This is a genomic window from Pseudoxanthomonas sp. Soil82 (genome assembly GCF_040446535.1).
GTDB classification, from domain to species: domain Bacteria; phylum Pseudomonadota; class Gammaproteobacteria; order Xanthomonadales; family Xanthomonadaceae; genus Pseudoxanthomonas; species Pseudoxanthomonas kaohsiungensis.
The window spans coordinates 193,865-208,779 of sequence record NZ_JBEAAK010000001.1; the positions used below are offsets into that span (position 1 = coordinate 193,865).

14 protein-coding genes are annotated in these 14,915 nt (G+C 70.7%); 4 read left to right on the forward strand and 10 right to left on the reverse strand.

Annotation, left to right across the window (positions count from 1 at the left end; genetic code table 11):
• Positions 1–9: 9 nt before the first annotated feature.
• From cyoE to ABKA19_RS00875, 4 genes are read right to left on the reverse strand one after another with little or no spacing between them, the layout of a single operon-like run.
• Entirely contained in the window at positions 10–906 is an 897-nt protein-coding gene (cyoE, locus tag ABKA19_RS00860) for a heme o synthase (protein WP_353687233.1), read from the reverse strand.
• Entirely contained in the window at positions 903–2,090 is a 1,188-nt protein-coding gene (locus ABKA19_RS00865; RefSeq protein WP_353687234.1) for a COX15/CtaA family protein, read from the reverse strand. The genes cyoE and ABKA19_RS00865 overlap by 4 nt, the downstream gene beginning before the upstream one ends.
• Positions 2,091–2,103: 13 nt before the next feature.
• Positions 2,104–2,676 (reverse strand): redox-active disulfide-containing membrane protein, encoded by a 573-nt coding sequence (locus tag ABKA19_RS00870; RefSeq protein WP_162376857.1) that lies wholly within the window; start codon positions 2,674–2,676, stop codon positions 2,104–2,106.
• A gap of 37 nt (positions 2,677–2,713) precedes the next feature.
• Positions 2,714–3,439: an SURF1 family protein gene (locus ABKA19_RS00875; RefSeq protein ID WP_353687235.1), complete on the reverse strand. Its 726-nt coding sequence runs from the start codon at positions 3,437–3,439 to the stop codon at positions 2,714–2,716.
• A 69-nt stretch (positions 3,440–3,508) separates the two neighbouring features.
• Here ABKA19_RS00875 and ABKA19_RS00880 point away from each other — a divergent pair, with 69 nt between their 5' ends.
• Entirely contained in the window at positions 3,509–3,727 is a 219-nt protein-coding gene (locus tag ABKA19_RS00880; RefSeq protein ID WP_162376855.1) for a twin transmembrane helix small protein, read from the forward strand.
• A 130-nt stretch (positions 3,728–3,857) separates the two neighbouring features.
• On the opposite strand, the gene ABKA19_RS00885 is transcribed toward ABKA19_RS00880, so the two are convergent.
• From ABKA19_RS00885 to ABKA19_RS00910, 6 genes are all read right to left on the reverse strand, one after another.
• Positions 3,858–4,727, reverse strand: a complete 870-nt coding sequence (locus tag ABKA19_RS00885; protein WP_162376854.1) for a cytochrome c oxidase subunit 3 — start codon at positions 4,725–4,727, stop codon at positions 3,858–3,860.
• Between the two features lie 19 nt (positions 4,728–4,746).
• A complete protein-coding gene (locus tag ABKA19_RS00890; RefSeq protein WP_353687236.1) occupies positions 4,747–5,352 on the reverse strand; it encodes a cytochrome c oxidase assembly protein in 606 nt (201 codons plus the stop codon).
• A complete protein-coding gene (locus ABKA19_RS00895; RefSeq protein ID WP_274381861.1) occupies positions 5,349–5,483 on the reverse strand; it encodes a hypothetical protein in 135 nt (44 codons plus the stop codon). The genes ABKA19_RS00890 and ABKA19_RS00895 overlap by 4 nt, the downstream gene beginning before the upstream one ends.
• Positions 5,484–5,579: 96 nt before the next feature.
• Entirely contained in the window at positions 5,580–7,193 is a 1,614-nt protein-coding gene (gene ctaD / locus ABKA19_RS00900; RefSeq protein ID WP_353687237.1) for a cytochrome c oxidase subunit I, read from the reverse strand.
• A gap of 65 nt (positions 7,194–7,258) precedes the next feature.
• On the reverse strand, positions 7,259–8,164 hold the full coding sequence (coxB, locus tag ABKA19_RS00905) for a cytochrome c oxidase subunit II (protein ID WP_502945679.1): 906 nt from the start codon (positions 8,162–8,164) through the stop codon (positions 7,259–7,261).
• Between the two features lie 52 nt (positions 8,165–8,216).
• Positions 8,217–8,696 carry a DUF2244 domain-containing protein gene (locus ABKA19_RS00910; protein ID WP_353687239.1) on the reverse strand — a complete coding sequence of 160 codons (480 nt, stop codon included), beginning with the start codon at positions 8,694–8,696 and terminating at the stop codon, positions 8,217–8,219.
• Between the two features lie 229 nt (positions 8,697–8,925).
• Here ABKA19_RS00910 and ABKA19_RS00915 point away from each other — a divergent pair, with 229 nt between their 5' ends.
• From ABKA19_RS00915 to ABKA19_RS00925, 3 genes are all read left to right on the forward strand, one after another.
• Entirely contained in the window at positions 8,926–9,627 is a 702-nt protein-coding gene (locus ABKA19_RS00915) for a PAS domain-containing protein (RefSeq protein WP_502945708.1), read from the forward strand.
• A gap of 345 nt (positions 9,628–9,972) precedes the next feature.
• Positions 9,973–13,191, forward strand: a complete 3,219-nt coding sequence (putA, locus tag ABKA19_RS00920) for a bifunctional proline dehydrogenase/L-glutamate gamma-semialdehyde dehydrogenase PutA (RefSeq protein WP_353687241.1) — start codon at positions 9,973–9,975, stop codon at positions 13,189–13,191.
• Between the two features lie 172 nt (positions 13,192–13,363).
• Positions 13,364–14,515: a GGDEF domain-containing protein gene (locus ABKA19_RS00925; RefSeq protein WP_353687242.1), complete on the forward strand. Its 1,152-nt coding sequence runs from the start codon at positions 13,364–13,366 to the stop codon at positions 14,513–14,515.
• Positions 14,516–14,915: the final 400 nt, after the last annotated feature.

Consider the following 14,915-nt stretch of genomic DNA (forward strand, 5'->3'; position numbering starts at 1 on the left):
GCCGCCGCTTCAGGCTGGCAGCAGCAGAGGCAGCCAGTGGTCGACCAGCAGGAAGGCGAACAGCGCCATCAGGTAGATGATCGAGTAGTTGAACACGCGCATGGCGAAGAACTCGTCCGGCGGATCCAGCAGCCGCCAGGCGTACCAGAGGAACACGCTGCCCAGCACCAGCGCGCCACCCAGGTAGAAGAAGCCGCTCATGCCGAACACCACCGGCAGGATGCTCACCTGCAGCAGCAGCACGGTGTAGAACAGGATCTGCCAGCGGGTGTAGGTGACGCCGTGGGTGACCGGCAGCATCGGGATCAGCGCGCGGGCGTAGTCCTCGCGGCGGAAGATCGCCAGCGCCCAGAAGTGCGGCGGCGTCCACACGAAGATGATCAGCACCAGCAGCAGCGCGTGCTGCCAGTCCCACGCCCCTTCCATGTTGGTGACCGCCGCCCAGCCCAGCAACGGCGGCGCCGCGCCGGCCACGCCGCCGATCACGATGTTCTGCGGCGTGGCGCGCTTGAGCCAGCCGGTGTAGACCACCGCGTAGCCGATCAGCGAGGCGAACGTCAGCACCGCGGTGACGGTGTTCACCCACAGCACCAGCACCAGCATCGAGGCGGCGCCGAGCACCAGCGCGAAGGCCAGCACCTGTGCCGGCCGCAACGCGCCGGTGGCCAGCGGCCGGTGCGCGGTGCGCGCCATGACCTTGTCGATGCGCTGGTCGATCAGGTGGTTGATCGCCGCGGCCGAGGACGCGGCCAGCCAGATGCCCAGCAGGCCGAGCAGCGCTTCGCGCGCCGGCGGCAGGCCGGGCACCGCCAGGAACATGCCGACCAGGGCGGTGAACACCAGCAGCGCGACCACGCGCGGCTTGGTCAGTTCCAGGTACTGGCGCCAGAGGGGAATGGCGCTCATGCGACCGACTCGGGTTCCTTCAGGCGCGCCAGCAGCGTCACCAGCACGAACAGCAGCGCCAGCGCGCCGGCGTTGTGCAGCACCGCCACCGACAGCGGCAGCGCGAGCTTGACGTTGAGGATGCCGAGGCTGACCTGCGCGACCACCAGCAGGCCCAGGGCGGTTGCCCAGCCGCGCATGCCGGGCAGGCGGTACAGGCGCAGCGCCAGCCACAGCAGGTACACCGCCACCACCACCGCCATCATCCGGTGCGCCATCTGGATGGCGATGCGCGAGGCGCCGTCCAGCACGCCGCCCTCGTAGTCCACGCCGACGCCGCGCCAGAGGACGAAGCCCTCGTGGAAATCCGCCGGCGGCCACCACTGGCCTACGCATCGCGGGAAGTCGAGGTAGTGATGCTGCGCGGTGGTCCAGCCGCCGCCACCGCAGGCGAGCGCGGCGTAGTTGGCGCTCGTCCAGCCGCCGAGCGCGATCTGCACGCCGAGCAGGACGATGCCGGCGATCACCCAGCGCCGCAGCCAGCGCGCATCGGCCAGGCGGATCGGCAGGCCGGTCGCGCGCCAGGCCATCCACAACAACAGCGAGAACGTGGCCAGGCCGCCGAGCAGGTGGCCCATCACGATGATCGGCTTGAGCAGCAGGGTCACGGTCCACTTGCCGAGCAGCGCCTGGAACACGATCACCGCCAGGGTAAGCGCCGCCGCGCGCGCCAGGTCGATGTTCGACCAGCGCAGGGCCGCCAGCAGCAGAACCGCCTCGCCCGCCCCCGCCAGCGCGAAGGCCAGGCCGATATGCCCCTGCATGTAGGCCGGTATGGCCGCGGCCACCAGCAGCGATGCGCCGACGACCTGGGCGACGCCGAACCGGCGCCGGCGCGCGGCCAGCAGCGCCAGCACCAGCACCAGCACGCCGAGCGAGGCGGCCAGGTGGCGGTGCACCTGCTCGCGCCAGGCCTTGTGGGTCTCGAACGGGCGGATCTCGCTGGCCGCATGCGCGGCCGCATCCTGCGGCGCCGACGGCCAGGTCGCGCGGCCGTAGCAGGTCGGCCAGTCCGGGCAGCTCAGGCCGGCGTCGGACAAGCGCACGAAGGCGCCGAAGACCACCACGCAGGCCGTCAGCAGCACCGCCAGCCAGGCGATGCGGTGGAAATGGCGGGCCAGCGCGGGCCGGACGATCGCGTTCATCGGCGCAGTGACCTCACTTGAGTTTCAGCAGGCGGGCGACATCGGTGCGGATGCCGGCCGGGTCGGCCTGCGGCGGATAGCGCAGGATCACGAAGCCGTTGGGATCGATCACGTACAGCGGGATGCCGGCCGGGTCGTCGGCGCGCGGCAGGGCCGCTCGCAGGGTGTCGTCGGCGCGCAGCGGCCGCAACTCGGGCAACGCGGGTGCTCCGGGCGGCAAGGGGCCCAGCCAGAGGATCTCGACCTTGTCGGCGTTGTGGCCAAACAGCCGCCACACCTTGTCCAGTTCGGCGAGCAGGTGCCCGCAGTCGGCCGCGCATCCGGCCGGCGGCGCGACTGCGATCCGCCAGGTGCGGGACGCCGGGTTCCATTCGTAGGGCGTGCCGTCGGCGAGCAACGGGCGCATCTCGCGCAGGTCGGCCGGCGGCTGCAACAGCTCGCCGTGGTTCTTCAGGCCCGCGGGCATCCAGCCGCTGAGGCGCAGCAGGCCGGCACCGGCGGCGCTGCCGAAGAACAGGAGGAACAACGCGACCAGCATCAGGCGCCCGCGGCGGGTGCGGGCAGGATCGGGGGCAGGCAGGTTCATGGGCGGGATTTTCGCACGACACGCGCTATCGACGGGCTCAGCGCCGGCGACGGGCCCGCAGCGTCAGCAGCAGCGCGATCACCAGCACCGCCGCCGACAGGGCGAACCACTGCACGGCATAGCCCAGGTGGCGCTCCGGCGGCAGCGTGTTGGCCAGCACTTCCAGGTCCCGCGCGTAGCCCATGGGCAGGTCGGGGTCGAGCCGCAGCACGCGCGGCGCCAGCGCGGGCAGGCCCAGCGCATCCGCCACTGCCGCCGGCTCCAGCACCACGGCCAGCAGCGTGCCATCGGCCTGCACCTCGAGCACCGGCGCGACCAGGCCCGGCGAGGGCGGCGGCGCCAGCAGGCCGGCCACGCGCGTGGCCGGCGGCCGCGGCACGTCGGGCAGGCGGCGGTCGCCCGGAAGCGGCAGCCAGCCCAGGTCGACCAGCAGCGGCGTGGCGTGCTCCGCCCGCGGCTGGAACACCCGGTACGCATGCACGCCCGCGCGGCCACCACGGTTCTGGTTGTCCAGCAGCACCGCCGGCAACGGCAGGAACGCGCCCTCCCCGGCGGACCACCGGTAGCCGCGCGCGCTCGCCGGATCGGCCGCGGCGGACAACGGATCGGCACGGCGGTCGGCCAGGACCTGCGCGGCGACATCCACCTGGGCCTGCTTGGCGTGCATGCGCTGCAGCTGCCACGCGCCCAGCGAGGCGCATGCCGCCGCCACGGCCAGCGCCAGCAGCCAGCCGGCCCACAATGGCAGGCGTCGGCTGCTCATCGCGCCAGGCCCGTGCGTGCCTGCGATAATGCCGGGCACTGCATCCACGTCGCCGCCGAGGCCCGCGCCATGAACGATTCGCTCAAGACCCTGCTGGTGGTGGCGTTCCTGCTCGTCATCCTCTGGAACCTCGGCTCGGCCCTGTACTACCTGCTGGTCGACCGCGGCCAGAGCAAGCGCACGGTCAATGCGCTCACCCGCCGCATCGGCCTGTCGGTGGCGCTGATCCTGCTGGTCATCCTCGGCATCTGGACCGGGGTTATCCAGCCGCACGGCGTCGGCGGCTGAATCGGCACCCGGCATACGGCATCGGGAATTCGGGATTGGTGAAAAGCCAAGGGCGCCGCGAGGGCGCCCTTGAGGGGGACTGCACGGTTCGCGTCTGCGAAACCCGGATCCCAGCTCGCGAATCCCGCCCTTACAGCACGTAGACGAACAGGAACAGCGCCAGCCAGACCACGTCCACGAAGTGCCAGTACCACGCGGCCGCTTCGAAGGCGAAATGGTTGTCGGGGGTGAAGTGGCCCTTGGCCACCCGCAGCCACATGATCGCCAGCATGATCGTGCCCAGCAGCACGTGCGCGCCGTGGAAGCCGGTGAGCATGAAGAAGGTCGAGCCGTAGATGCCCGAACCCAGGGTCAGGTTCAGCTCCTTGTAGGCGTGGATGTACTCCTCGGCCTGGAAGAACAGGAACAGCAGGCCGAGCAGGACCGTCAGGCCCAGCCACAGCAGCACCTGGCGGCGGGCATTGGCCTTGAGCGCGTGGTGGGCGATGGTCAGGGTCACGCCGGAGGTCAGCAGGATCAGGGTGTTGAGCAGCGGCAGGCCCCAGGCCGGGATGGTCTGGAACTGGCCACCGACCTGGCCCGGGCCGGCGGTCGGCCAGGCGGCGGAATAACCGTCCCACAGCAGGGCGTTGGTCATCACGCCGTCGCCTTCGCCGCCGAGCCATGGCAGGGCCAGGAGCCGGGCGTAGAACAGCGCGCCGAAGAACGCGGCGAAGAACATCACCTCGGAGAAGATGAACCAGATCATCCCCATCCGGAACGAGACGTCGACCTGGCGGTTGTAGTGGCCGGCCAGGGATTCGCGCACCACTTCGCTGAACCAGTAGAACAGCACCGCCAGCATCGCGGCCACGCCGGTGAAGAACACCCACTTGCCCCAGCCGAGGCCGTTGAGCCAGCTGGCCACGCCGATCATCAGCGTGAACAGCGCGACCGAGGCCATGATCGGCGCCTTGCTGTGGGTCGGTACGAAGTAGTGGTCCGTCTGCGGTTGGGCCATGGCGGTGGTTCCGTGCTCGTCAGGGCGCCGCGTGCGGCGCGTTGGTGGCCTGCGCCGCGCCCAGTCGCGCGGTCAGGTCCTCGTTCTTGAAGAAAGTGTAGGACAGGGTGATCGTCCTGACGTCGTCCGGCAGGTCGGGGTCGACGATGAAGCGCACCGGCATGTCGCGCTTCTCGCCCGGCTGCAGGGTCTGGGCGGTGAAGCAGAAGCACTCGGTCTTGGTGAAATGGGCCGAGGCGCGCGCAGGCGCCACCGAGGGCACCGCGCTCCCGACGATCGGCCGGTCGCCGTCGTTGCGGGCGAAGTACAGCGCCTCGTTGAGTTCGCCCGGCACCACGTCCATGGTCAGCTGCTCGGGCTCGAACGCCCACGGCAACTTCGAATTGACCCCGCCGTCGAACTGCACCCTGACGGTGCGCGACTGCCGCTCGGCTGCGCCGGCCGCGGCGACGGCGCCGGCACGGGCCTGCCCGGTGCCGCCCTCCAGGCGGATGCCGAACACCTTCTCGCACGCGATCCGGTACAGCGGGACCAGCGAGAAGGTGAACGCGAACGCGAGCACGGCCACGCCTGCCAGCTTCAGCCAACCGGCGCCACGCCTGGCCGGGGACTGCGCCTGGCTCATGCGTTGAGCACGCCCGACAGGATGAAGCCCACGTAGATCGCCAGCGCGACCACGCCCAGCACCAGCGCCGTGCGCACCACGCCCTTGCGGCGCTGCGCGCTGTCCTGGTTGTGGTTGCCCGGTGCGGTCATGGATCCGTGCTTCTCAGGGGTTCACGTCGCCGATGAATCGGCTCCTACATTTGATAACCCGCACATGGATGTGCGGGCTCTTGCGAGGGACTCGCCTCAATGGCTCACGTCGCCGTGGGCCAGGTCGCCGTCCTTGATCACCGGCGGGGTGGCGAAGGTGTGGTGCGGCGCCGGCGACGGCACGGTCCACTCCAGGCCGCGCGCCGACTCCCAGGCGCGCGCTTCGGCCTTGGCGCCGTTGCGCAGCGAGTGCCACAGGATCGCCGCCATCATGAACGGGGTGACGAACATGCCGAACGCGCCGATCGAGCTGACCAGGTTCCAGTCGGCGAACACCACGTTGTAGTCCGGGATGCGGCGCGGCATGCCGGCCAGGCCGAGGAAGTGCTGCGGGAAGAACAGCAGGTTGACGAACACCATCGTCCACCAGAAGTGGAACTTGGCCGCCTTCTCGCTGTACATGCGGCCGGTCCACTTCGGCCACCAGTAGTAGACCGCAGCGATCAGCGCGAACACCGCGCCGGTCACCAGCACGTAGTGGAAGTGCGCGACCACGAAGTAGGTGTCGTGGTACTGGAAGTCCGCCGGCACGATCGCCAGCATCAGGCCGGAGAAACCGCCGATGGTGAACAGGATCACGAAGGCCACCGACCACAGCATCGGCGATTCGAAGGTGAGCGAGCCCTTCCACATCGTGCTGACCCAGTTGAACACCTTCACGCCGGTGGGCACCGCGATCAGCATCGTGGCGAACATGAAGTAGATCTCGCCGCCCAGCGGCATGCCCACGGTGAACATGTGGTGGGCCCAGACGATGAACGACAGGAACGCGATCGAGGCGGTCGCGTAGACCATGGCCTGGTAGCCGAACAGCGGCTTGCGGCTGAAAGTCGGGATGATCTCGCTGACCACGCCGAAGGCGGGCAGGATCATGATGTAGACCTCGGGATGGCCGAAGAACCAGAAGATGTGCTGGAACATCACCGGGTCGCCGCCGCCGGCCGCATTGAAGAAGCTCGTCCCGAAGAACTTGTCGGTCAGCAGCATGGTCACCGCGCCGGCCAGCACCGGCATGACCGCGATCAGCAGGAACGCGGTGATCAGCCAGGTCCAGCAGAAGATCGGCATCTTCAGCAGGTCCAGGCCCGGGGCGCGCATGTTCAGCACGGTGGCGATGATGTTGATCGCGCCCATGATCGAGCTGACGCCCATCATGTGGATGGCGAAGATCGTGAAGGCCACGTTGTAGCCGCCCTGCAGCGACAGCGGCGGGTACAGCGTCCAGCCGCCGGCCGGGGCGCCGCCGGGCAGGAACAGGGTCATCAGCAGCAGGGTGAACGCGAACGGCATGATCCAGAAGGACCAGTTGTTCATGCGCGGCAGCGCCATGTCAGGCGCGCCGACCTGCAGCGGGATCATCCAGTTGGCCAGGCCGACGAAGGCCGGCATCACGCCGCCGAAGATCATGACCAGCGCGTGCACCGTGGTCATCTGGTTGAAGAACTCGGGGCTGACGAACTGCAGGCCCGGCTTCATCAGCTCGGCGCGGATCACCACCGACATGGCCGCGCCGATGATGAACATGGTGAAGGAGAACAGCAGGTACAGCGTGCCGATGTCCTTGTGGTTCGTGGAGAAGAACCAGCGCTCGAAGAACCCCTGCTTGTGGCCGTGGGGGTCGTCGTGGTGTCCGGCGGCGGAATGGGCCATGGCGTTGCTACCTCTGGAATGCGTTTGCGTGGCGGCCGCGCGGCGGCCGTTGCGTGTTCGTCGGATCAGCCCTGCGCGGCGGCGCCTTCGGGCGCGGCATCCTGCGGCGCGGCGTCGGCCGGCGTGGCGGCGTCGGCCGGCGCTTCGGCCGCCGGGGCCGGCGCCTCGGCGGCAGGCGGCGCGGCCGGTGCCGGCTTCTTCGCCGCCAGCCAGCGCGCGAACTCGTCCTTCGACACCGCCTCGACCACGATCGGCATGAAGCCGTGGTCCTTGCCGCACAGCTCGGCGCACTGGCCGCGGTACACGCCAGGCTCCTTGATCTCGGTCCAGGCCTCGTTGATCAGGCCCGGGATGGCGTCCTGCTTCCAGCCCAGGGCCGGCACCCACCAGGCGTGGATCACGTCGTCGGCGGTGATGACGAAGCGGACCTTGGTGTCCACCGGCAGCACCAGGCGGTTGTCCACGTCCAGCAGGTAGTGCGGGTTCGCCTCGTGGGTCGGCTGCTCGCCGCTCTGGCGGATGCGGTCGGACTCGCGGTCCAGGCGGCTGGTGAAGGCCACGCCCTCGCCCAGGTACTCGTACTTCCACATCCACTGGTAGCCGGTGACCTTTACCGTCATCTCGGAATCGCGGGTGTCGTACATCGCGATCAGCTTGGCCGTGGCCGGCCACGCCATCGCGATCAGGATCAGCACCGGGATCACCGTCCAGATCACCTCGGCGGTGGTGTTGTGGCTGAACTGCGCCGCGACCGCACCCTTGGAGCGGCGGAACTTGAACATCGCGTAGCCCATCGCGCCGAACACGATGACGCCGATGACCACGCAGACGATCAGCACGATCATGTGGGCTTCATAGGCGTTCTGCGAGGAGGCGGTCACGCCGCGCCCCATGTTCAGCTGCCAGCGGTGCGGGTCCGCCGACTGGGCCCAGGCCAGCGCCGGCGCCGCCAACAGCGCGCCTGCCGCCATCCACCGCTTCCACCATCCCTTCGCTTGCATCATTGCCTAGACCCTGGTTGCGTCATCGGTTGCGGCCGTCGCCATCGGCGGCCGCCAGGAACTGCTTCAAACACCCTGCCAGCTGCGAGCGTTCGGCCGGGCCCAGGAAAGCGCCCACCTCCACCCGCCTGCCGCTGGACGACAGCATCACCCTGCCGTCGTCCCCTTCCCGCTGCATCCGCACCCAGTGCGGATGGGCGCTGAAGACGATATCGGCGCCGCGGCGGACTTCCACCGCCCCCGCGCCGATGGCGATCTCCTCGCCGCGTTCCCCGCTGCGCCACAGCCAGCGCAGCGCCAGCGCGAGCCCCGCGCTGTGCAGCAGGGCGAAGGCCGGTGCGAAGACGTTGCCGGCCAGCCAGCCGAGCCCGGCCACCAGCCACATCGCCCCCGAGAGCGCGGTGAACAGGCCCCTGAACTGGCGGGCCGACAGGGCCCGCGGCGGGCGCAGCCGCAACTGCGCGCCGGCATCGCCGGACCTGCCCGGAACCACCTCGATCATGCCGCCCACCGCCGCTTGCCGCCTGCGGAAAACACCGGGATGGTAAGCGTTGGGCATATCCAGCGGCAACTTGCATTGATCCGGCGCAGGCCGCGCGGGCCCGCCCTGGCGGGCCGCCACGGCCGCCCGCGCAGCGCCGGCGCGAGGCGGGCGGCCGCTCCGGCCCGCCGCCGGCCCTAGAATGGCGCCTCCCCGGAAAGACCTGCGCCGCCGCGACGTGAAGCCTGCCCTGCCGACCGTGGACGCCGCCGAGGTCGAGGCCCTGTTCGACTCGATCCCCGACGTCCTGTTCTTCATCAAGGACCGGGAAGGCCGCTACACCCATGTCAACGCCACCATGCTGCGCCGGCTGGGGCTGCGCTCGCGCCGGGACATCATCGGCCGGCGCGCCAGCGAGGTGTACCCGAGCGGCCTGGGCGCCACCTACGGCCTGCAGGACCAGCAGGTGCTGGAAGGGGCGGTGATCGACAACCTGCTCGAGCTGCAGCTGTTCCCCGACCAGGAGCCCGGCTGGTGCCTGACCTGCAAGCGGCCGCTGCTGCGCGACGGCGAGGTCATCGGGCTGATCGGGATCTCCCGCGACCTGGCCAGCCGCGAGGGCCTGGAGGCCGATTACCGCTCGCTGCGGGAAGCGCTGGTCCACATGAACCGGCACTACGCCGAGAACGTCCGCGTCCAGGACCTGCTGGCGATCACCGGCTTCTCCGAGTCCAAGCTGGAGCGCACCTTCCAGAAGGTGTTCCAGCTGGCGCCGCTGCAACTGCTGACCCGGATCCGGATCCAGGCCGCGATGCACCGGCTGCACGGCCCCGGCAGCATCGCCTCGATCGCCCAGGCCTGCGGGTTCGGCGACCAGAGCGCCTTCACCCGCCGGTTCGTGGCACTGGTGGGGATGACCCCGAGCGAATACCGGGCCCTGCGCCGGGACTGACGGTCCCGCCGCTCCGATGCGCCGGGGTGGCTCGCCGCCCGCTCCCGCCCTCCCGCCGCCCCCACCGACGTAGAGCGGGGCTTGCCCCGCTGCCCTTCGCGTACCCGCTGCCCTTCGCAGGCCACCACCCAGACACGTCCAGCGGGGCAAGCCCCGCTCTACGCGGCCGCCCGCCGGCTTTGTGCCGCCTCCCGCGGCGGCGGCGCGGGAATCCGTCAAGCCAGCACCCCAGGCCCCGGCGATCATGGCGCGCCTGGCGCCCCGCCAGACCGCCCGCGCCCGCCACGCCGCCCTGCGGCCGTCGCCGGGCGCCCCGGGCGTTCGATCCAGAGCCGACCCCCGCCCATGAACGCCTCGCCCGAACCGCATTCCCCCGTCCCGCCGCACGCCGCCATCCCGGTCGCGCCCGCCGCCGCGCCGCCATCGGCGCTGCGCGCGGCGATCACCGCCGCCTGGCTGCGCGACGAGGCCACCCACGTCCGCGAACTGCTGCTGCAGGCCCGCCAGGAACCGCTGGTCCAGGCCGAGATCGACGCACTGGCGGCCGACCTGGTCCGGCGCGTGCGCGCCCGCGCCCAGGACCAGGGCGCGATCGAGGCGTTCATGCGCCAGTACGACCTCGGCAGCGAGGAGGGCGTGCTGCTGATGTGCGTGGCCGAGGCGCTGCTGCGCATCCCCGACCAGGAGACCGCCGACAAGCTGATCCGCGACAAGCTCGGCGACGCCGACTGGGAAAAGCACTTGGGCCAGAGCGAGTCGGTGCTGGTCAACGCCTCGACCTGGGGGCTGATGCTCACCGGCAAGCTGGTCAACCTCAACGACCTCACCCGCCACGACGTGCCCGGCGCGTTCAAGCGCCTGGTCGGCCGGGTCGGCGAACCCGTCGTGCGCCTGGCCGTTCGCCAGGCGATGCGGATCATGGGCCACCAGTTCGTCATGGGTCGCACCATCGCCGAGGCGCTGGCGCGCTCGAAGAAGGGCGACAACGCCGCCTACCGCTATTCGTTCGACATGCTCGGCGAAGGCGCGCTGACCATGAAGGACGCCCAGCGCTACCTGCAGGCCTACCGCGACGCGATCCACGCGATCGGGCGCAGCGGCGATTACGTGGGCAGCGACCCCGCTTCGAACAGCGTGTTCGCCGCGCCGAGCATCTCGATCAAGCTGTCGGCGCTGTTCCCGCGCTACGAGCACGCCAACCGCGAGCGGGTGATGGCCGAGCTGGCGCCGGCGGTGCTGGAACTGGCGCGGCTGGCGAAGTCCTACGGCATCGGCTACACCGTCGACGCCGAGGAAAGCGACCGCCTGGAGCTGTCGCTGGACCTGATCGAGGCGACCTTCTCCGACCCCTCGCTCGAGGGCTGGGAAGGCTACGGCCTGGCGGTGCAGGCGTACCAGAAGCGCGCGCCGTTCGTGATCGACTTCCTCGCCGACCTGGCCCGCCGCGTCGGCCGCCGCATCCCGGTGCGCCTGGTCAAGGGCGCGTACTGGGACGCGGAGATCAAGCGCGCCCAGGTCGAAGGCCAGGCCGGCTATCCGGTGTTCACCCGCAAGCAGAACACCGACGTGTCCTACCTGGCGTGCGCCAGGCGCATGTTCGGCCACGCCGACGCGCTTTATCCGATGTTCGCCACGCACAATGCGCAGACCATCGCCGCGGTCCGCGCGATCGCCAACGGCCGCGACTACGAGCACCAGAAGCTGCACGGCATGGGCGACGACCTCTACGCCGAAGTCGTGCCGGCCGACCGCCTGGGCGTGCCGTGCCGGGTGTATGCGCCGGTCGGCAGCCACGAGGACCTGCTGCCGTACCTGGTGCGGCGCCTGCTCGAGAACGGCGCCAACTCCAGCTTCGTCAACCGCATCACCGACGAGGACGTGCCGGTGGCCGACCTCATCCAGGACCCGGTAACCACCGTGGCCGGCTTCGAATCGATTCCGCATCCGCGCATTCCGCTGCCGCGCGACCTCTATACCCAGCAAGGCTTCGACAGGGACAACTCCATGGGCGCCAACTTCGCCGACGACAATGAACTCAAGGCCCTGGCCGCGCGCCTGGACGAGCATGCCGGTCCGTGGCGCGCCGCGCCGCTGGTGCCGGGCGCCACCCCTGCCGGCGATGCGATCACGGTGACCAGCCCGGCCGACCGCCGCCAGATCGTGGGCCAGTGGCAGCCGGCCGATGCGGCCACCGTGCAGCGCGCGCTGGCCAATGCCGTGGCCGCGCAGCCGGCCTGGGACCGCACCCCGGCCGCCAGCCGCGCGGCGATCCTCGAACACGCCGCCACCCTGCTCGAGCAGCGCATGCCGCAGTTCATGGCGCTGTGCGTGCGCGAGGCCGGCAAGACCCTGCCCGACTCGGTCGCCGAAGTCCGCGAGGCGGTCGACTTCCTGCGCTACTACGCCGCCCAGGCACGCCGCCAGTTCGGCGCCCCCGAGCAGCTGCCGGGCCCGACCGGCGAGTCCAACGCGCTGCAGCTGCAGGGCCGCGGCGTGTTCGTGTGCATCAGCCCGTGGAACTTCCCGCTGGCCATCTTCCTGGGCCAGGTCTGCGCCGCGCTGGCCGCCGGCAACAGCGTGATCGCCAAGCCGGCCGAGCAGACCTCGCTGGTCGGCCATGCGGCGGTGAAACTGCTGCACGAGGCCGGCGTACCGGCCGACGTAGTGCAGTTCGTGCCCGGCGACGGTGCCACCGTCGGTGCCGCACTGACCGCCGACGCGCGCGTGGCCGGCGTGGCCTTCACCGGCTCGACCGAGACCGCCCGTGCGATCAACCGCGCCCTGGCCGCGCGCGAGGACGCGGCCATCGCCGTGCTGATCGCCGAGACCGGCGGCCAGAACGCGCTGATCGCCGACTCCTCGGCGCTGCCCGAACAGCTGGTCAAGGACGCGATCGCCTCGGCGTTCACCTCGGCCGGCCAGCGCTGCTCGGCCGCGCGCGTGCTGTTCGTGCAGGACGACATCGCCGACAAGGTGATGACGATGCTTGCTGGAGCGATGGCCGAGCTGAAGGTCGGCGATCCCGGCCTGCTGGCCACCGACGTCGGCCCGGTGATCGACGCCGATGCGCTGGCACTGCTGGATGCCCATGCGCAGCGCATGGACCGCGAGGCCCGCCACATCGCCACCGTGGCCCTGGGCGAAGCGGCCGCGCATGGCACCTACTTCGCCCCGCGCGCCTACGAGCTGCAGTCGCTGTCGCAACTGCAGCGCGAGGTGTTCGGCCCGGTGCTGCACGTGATCCGCTGGAAGGCCGACCAGCTCGACGCGGTGATCGCGCAGGTCAACGCCACCGGCTACGGCCTGACCCTGGGCGTGCATTCGCGCATCGACGAGACCGTCGAGCGGATCGTGTCGCGGGTGAAGGTCGGCAACGTCTACGTCAACCGCAACCAGATCGGCGCGGTGGTCGGGGTGCAGCCGTTCGGCGGCCAGGGCCTGTCCGGCACCGGCCCCAAGGCCGGCGGCCCGCACTACCTGCCGCGCTTCGCCACCGAGAAGACGGTGACGGTCAACACCACCGCCGCTGGCGGCAACGCCTCGCTGCTGACCCTGGGCGACTGAACCCGCTCCAGTCGCGCGGGCGCGCCAGCGGGCGCCCGCGCGCGCCGCCGACGGCCACCCCGACCACCGGGGCTTGCCGGCCGCCGCCGCCATCGGCGACCCTTGCCGCCGAGGTAGGAGAACCCGCAGGACGCGGGGCAACCGGCGCTCCGTGCCGGGACGGAGGCGGCGGATGACCACCGATTTCTACAACCTGCTGCTGACCGACTGCGCGTTGGCGGCGATCCTGCTGGGCCTGTTCTGGTACGTATCGCGCGTGTCGCGCGGCGTGCGCGGCATCGCCTCCTGGGGGCTGGGTCACTTCTTCTATTCCGTGGGCGCGGCGATGCTCGATGGCGCCGCCACCGGGCTGGAGCGCGCCGGCTCGACCACGGCCACGGCGGTGGTGGCCGCGACCGGCGGCGTGCTGGCCTGCGGCGGCCTGGCGGTGATGACCGGCGCGGCGATCAAGTTCGGCCAGCAGCGGCCGCTCACGCGCGCGGAGTGGATGGTGGTGCCCGGCTTCGTGGCGATGTCGCTGGCCGCGTGGCTGGCCGGCGACGCGGTCGACGGACAGGGCGCGGCGATGAGCGTGGCCGAACTGGCGATGCTGGCGGTGGTGCTGTGGCAGCTGCGCGGGCTGGACGTGCCGCCGCTGCGGGTGCCCGCGCGCCTGGTGATGCTGGGTTGCGCGGTGCTGGCCTACCTCTACGGCCGCGACCTGCTGCAGGCCCTGACCGGCCGGTACGGGCCCAACGACGCCTGGGTCAACGTCGACCTGTCGACCTGGTACCTGATCAACTTCTGCATGCTGATGCTGGCCAGCTTCCGTGCCGCCGAGTCGCTGCGGCAGACCGCGATGCTCGATCCGCTGACCGGCACTCTCAACCGCCGCGGCCTGTTCGCACGGCTGGACCCGGAGCTGGAGCAGCTGACCCGGGAGGCGCACCTGGCGGTGATCGCGCTGGACCTGGACCACTTCAAGCGGGTCAACGACCGCTACGGCCACGAGATCGGCGACCTGGTGCTGCAGAAGCTCAGCGACACCATCCGCGGCCAGACCCGCGAGCACGACGTGTTCGCCCGCACCGGCGGCGAGGAGTTCGTGATCGTGGTGACCGGCCCGGACGCGCCCAACGCCCAGCACCTGGCCGAACGGATCCGCCAGGCGCTGGCGACGATGCGGCTCGACGCGCCCGCCCCGCCGGTGCGGGTCACCGCGAGCCTGGGCGTGGCGGTTTCGAACCGTCCGATGCCGCTGTCGATGCTGATGCGCGGCGCCGACGAGGCGCTGTACACGGCCAAGCGGGCGGGTCGCGACTGCGTGGTGACGCACTCGCTCTGATGCGCGCGGCTGGCGGAGTCGTATCGCCCTTTAGGCCTTCATACCTCGAAGCATCGAGCGGTGAAGCGGGGGTGCTGGCTTCGGAAGGGGCCGTCGCCGCCCCGGGGGTTGGCCCATCCCTCGGGCGGACGTCCTGTCCGTACTCGGGTCGTGGCACATCCATGTGCCACTTGGGCCAACCCCCGGGGCGACGACGTCCCTGCAGGCGTTGGGGTCGTGGCGTGGATTGAGGCTGCGGAAGCCACAGCAAGACTCTGGGCTGCTGCACTCCGCGATCACGATCGCACCGGTCGCCGTTGCCCGAGAACAATCACCACCCGCGTGCTGCCGCATCGGCATCGGCGTTGCCGTCGGCCACGGCGAACAAAGCCACGACCATCCCGGTCACCGAGGACGTCGT

What these genes read in the sequence shown, in the direction of transcription:
- cyoE (WP_353687233.1), bottom strand. Translation starts at nt 906, where the DNA reads ATGAGCGCCATTCCCCTCTGGCGCCAGTACCTGGAACTGACCAAGCCG.
- ABKA19_RS00865 (WP_353687234.1), bottom strand. Translation starts at nt 2,090, where the DNA reads ATGAACGCGATCGTCCGGCCCGCGCTGGCCCGCCATTTCCACCGCATC.
- ABKA19_RS00870 (WP_162376857.1), bottom strand. Translation starts at nt 2,676, where the DNA reads ATGAACCTGCCTGCCCCCGATCCTGCCCGCACCCGCCGCGGGCGCCTG.
- ABKA19_RS00875 (WP_353687235.1), bottom strand. Translation starts at nt 3,439, where the DNA reads ATGAGCAGCCGACGCCTGCCATTGTGGGCCGGCTGGCTGCTGGCGCTG.
- ABKA19_RS00880 (WP_162376855.1), top strand. Translation starts at nt 3,509, where the DNA reads ATGAACGATTCGCTCAAGACCCTGCTGGTGGTGGCGTTCCTGCTCGTC.
- ABKA19_RS00885 (WP_162376854.1), bottom strand. Translation starts at nt 4,727, where the DNA reads ATGGCCCAACCGCAGACGGACCACTACTTCGTACCGACCCACAGCAAG.
- ABKA19_RS00890 (WP_353687236.1), bottom strand. Translation starts at nt 5,352, where the DNA reads ATGAGCCAGGCGCAGTCCCCGGCCAGGCGTGGCGCCGGTTGGCTGAAG.
- ABKA19_RS00895 (WP_274381861.1), bottom strand. Translation starts at nt 5,483, where the DNA reads ATGACCGCACCGGGCAACCACAACCAGGACAGCGCGCAGCGCCGCAAG.
- ctaD (WP_353687237.1), bottom strand. Translation starts at nt 7,193, where the DNA reads ATGGCCCATTCCGCCGCCGGACACCACGACGACCCCCACGGCCACAAG.
- coxB (WP_502945679.1), bottom strand. Translation starts at nt 8,164, where the DNA reads ATGGCGGCAGGCGCGCTGTTGGCGGCGCCGGCGCTGGCCTGGGCCCAG.
- ABKA19_RS00910 (WP_353687239.1), bottom strand. Translation starts at nt 8,696, where the DNA reads ATGATCGAGGTGGTTCCGGGCAGGTCCGGCGATGCCGGCGCGCAGTTG.
- putA (WP_353687241.1), top strand. Translation starts at nt 9,973, where the DNA reads ATGAACGCCTCGCCCGAACCGCATTCCCCCGTCCCGCCGCACGCCGCC.
- ABKA19_RS00925 (WP_353687242.1), top strand. Translation starts at nt 13,364, where the DNA reads ATGACCACCGATTTCTACAACCTGCTGCTGACCGACTGCGCGTTGGCG.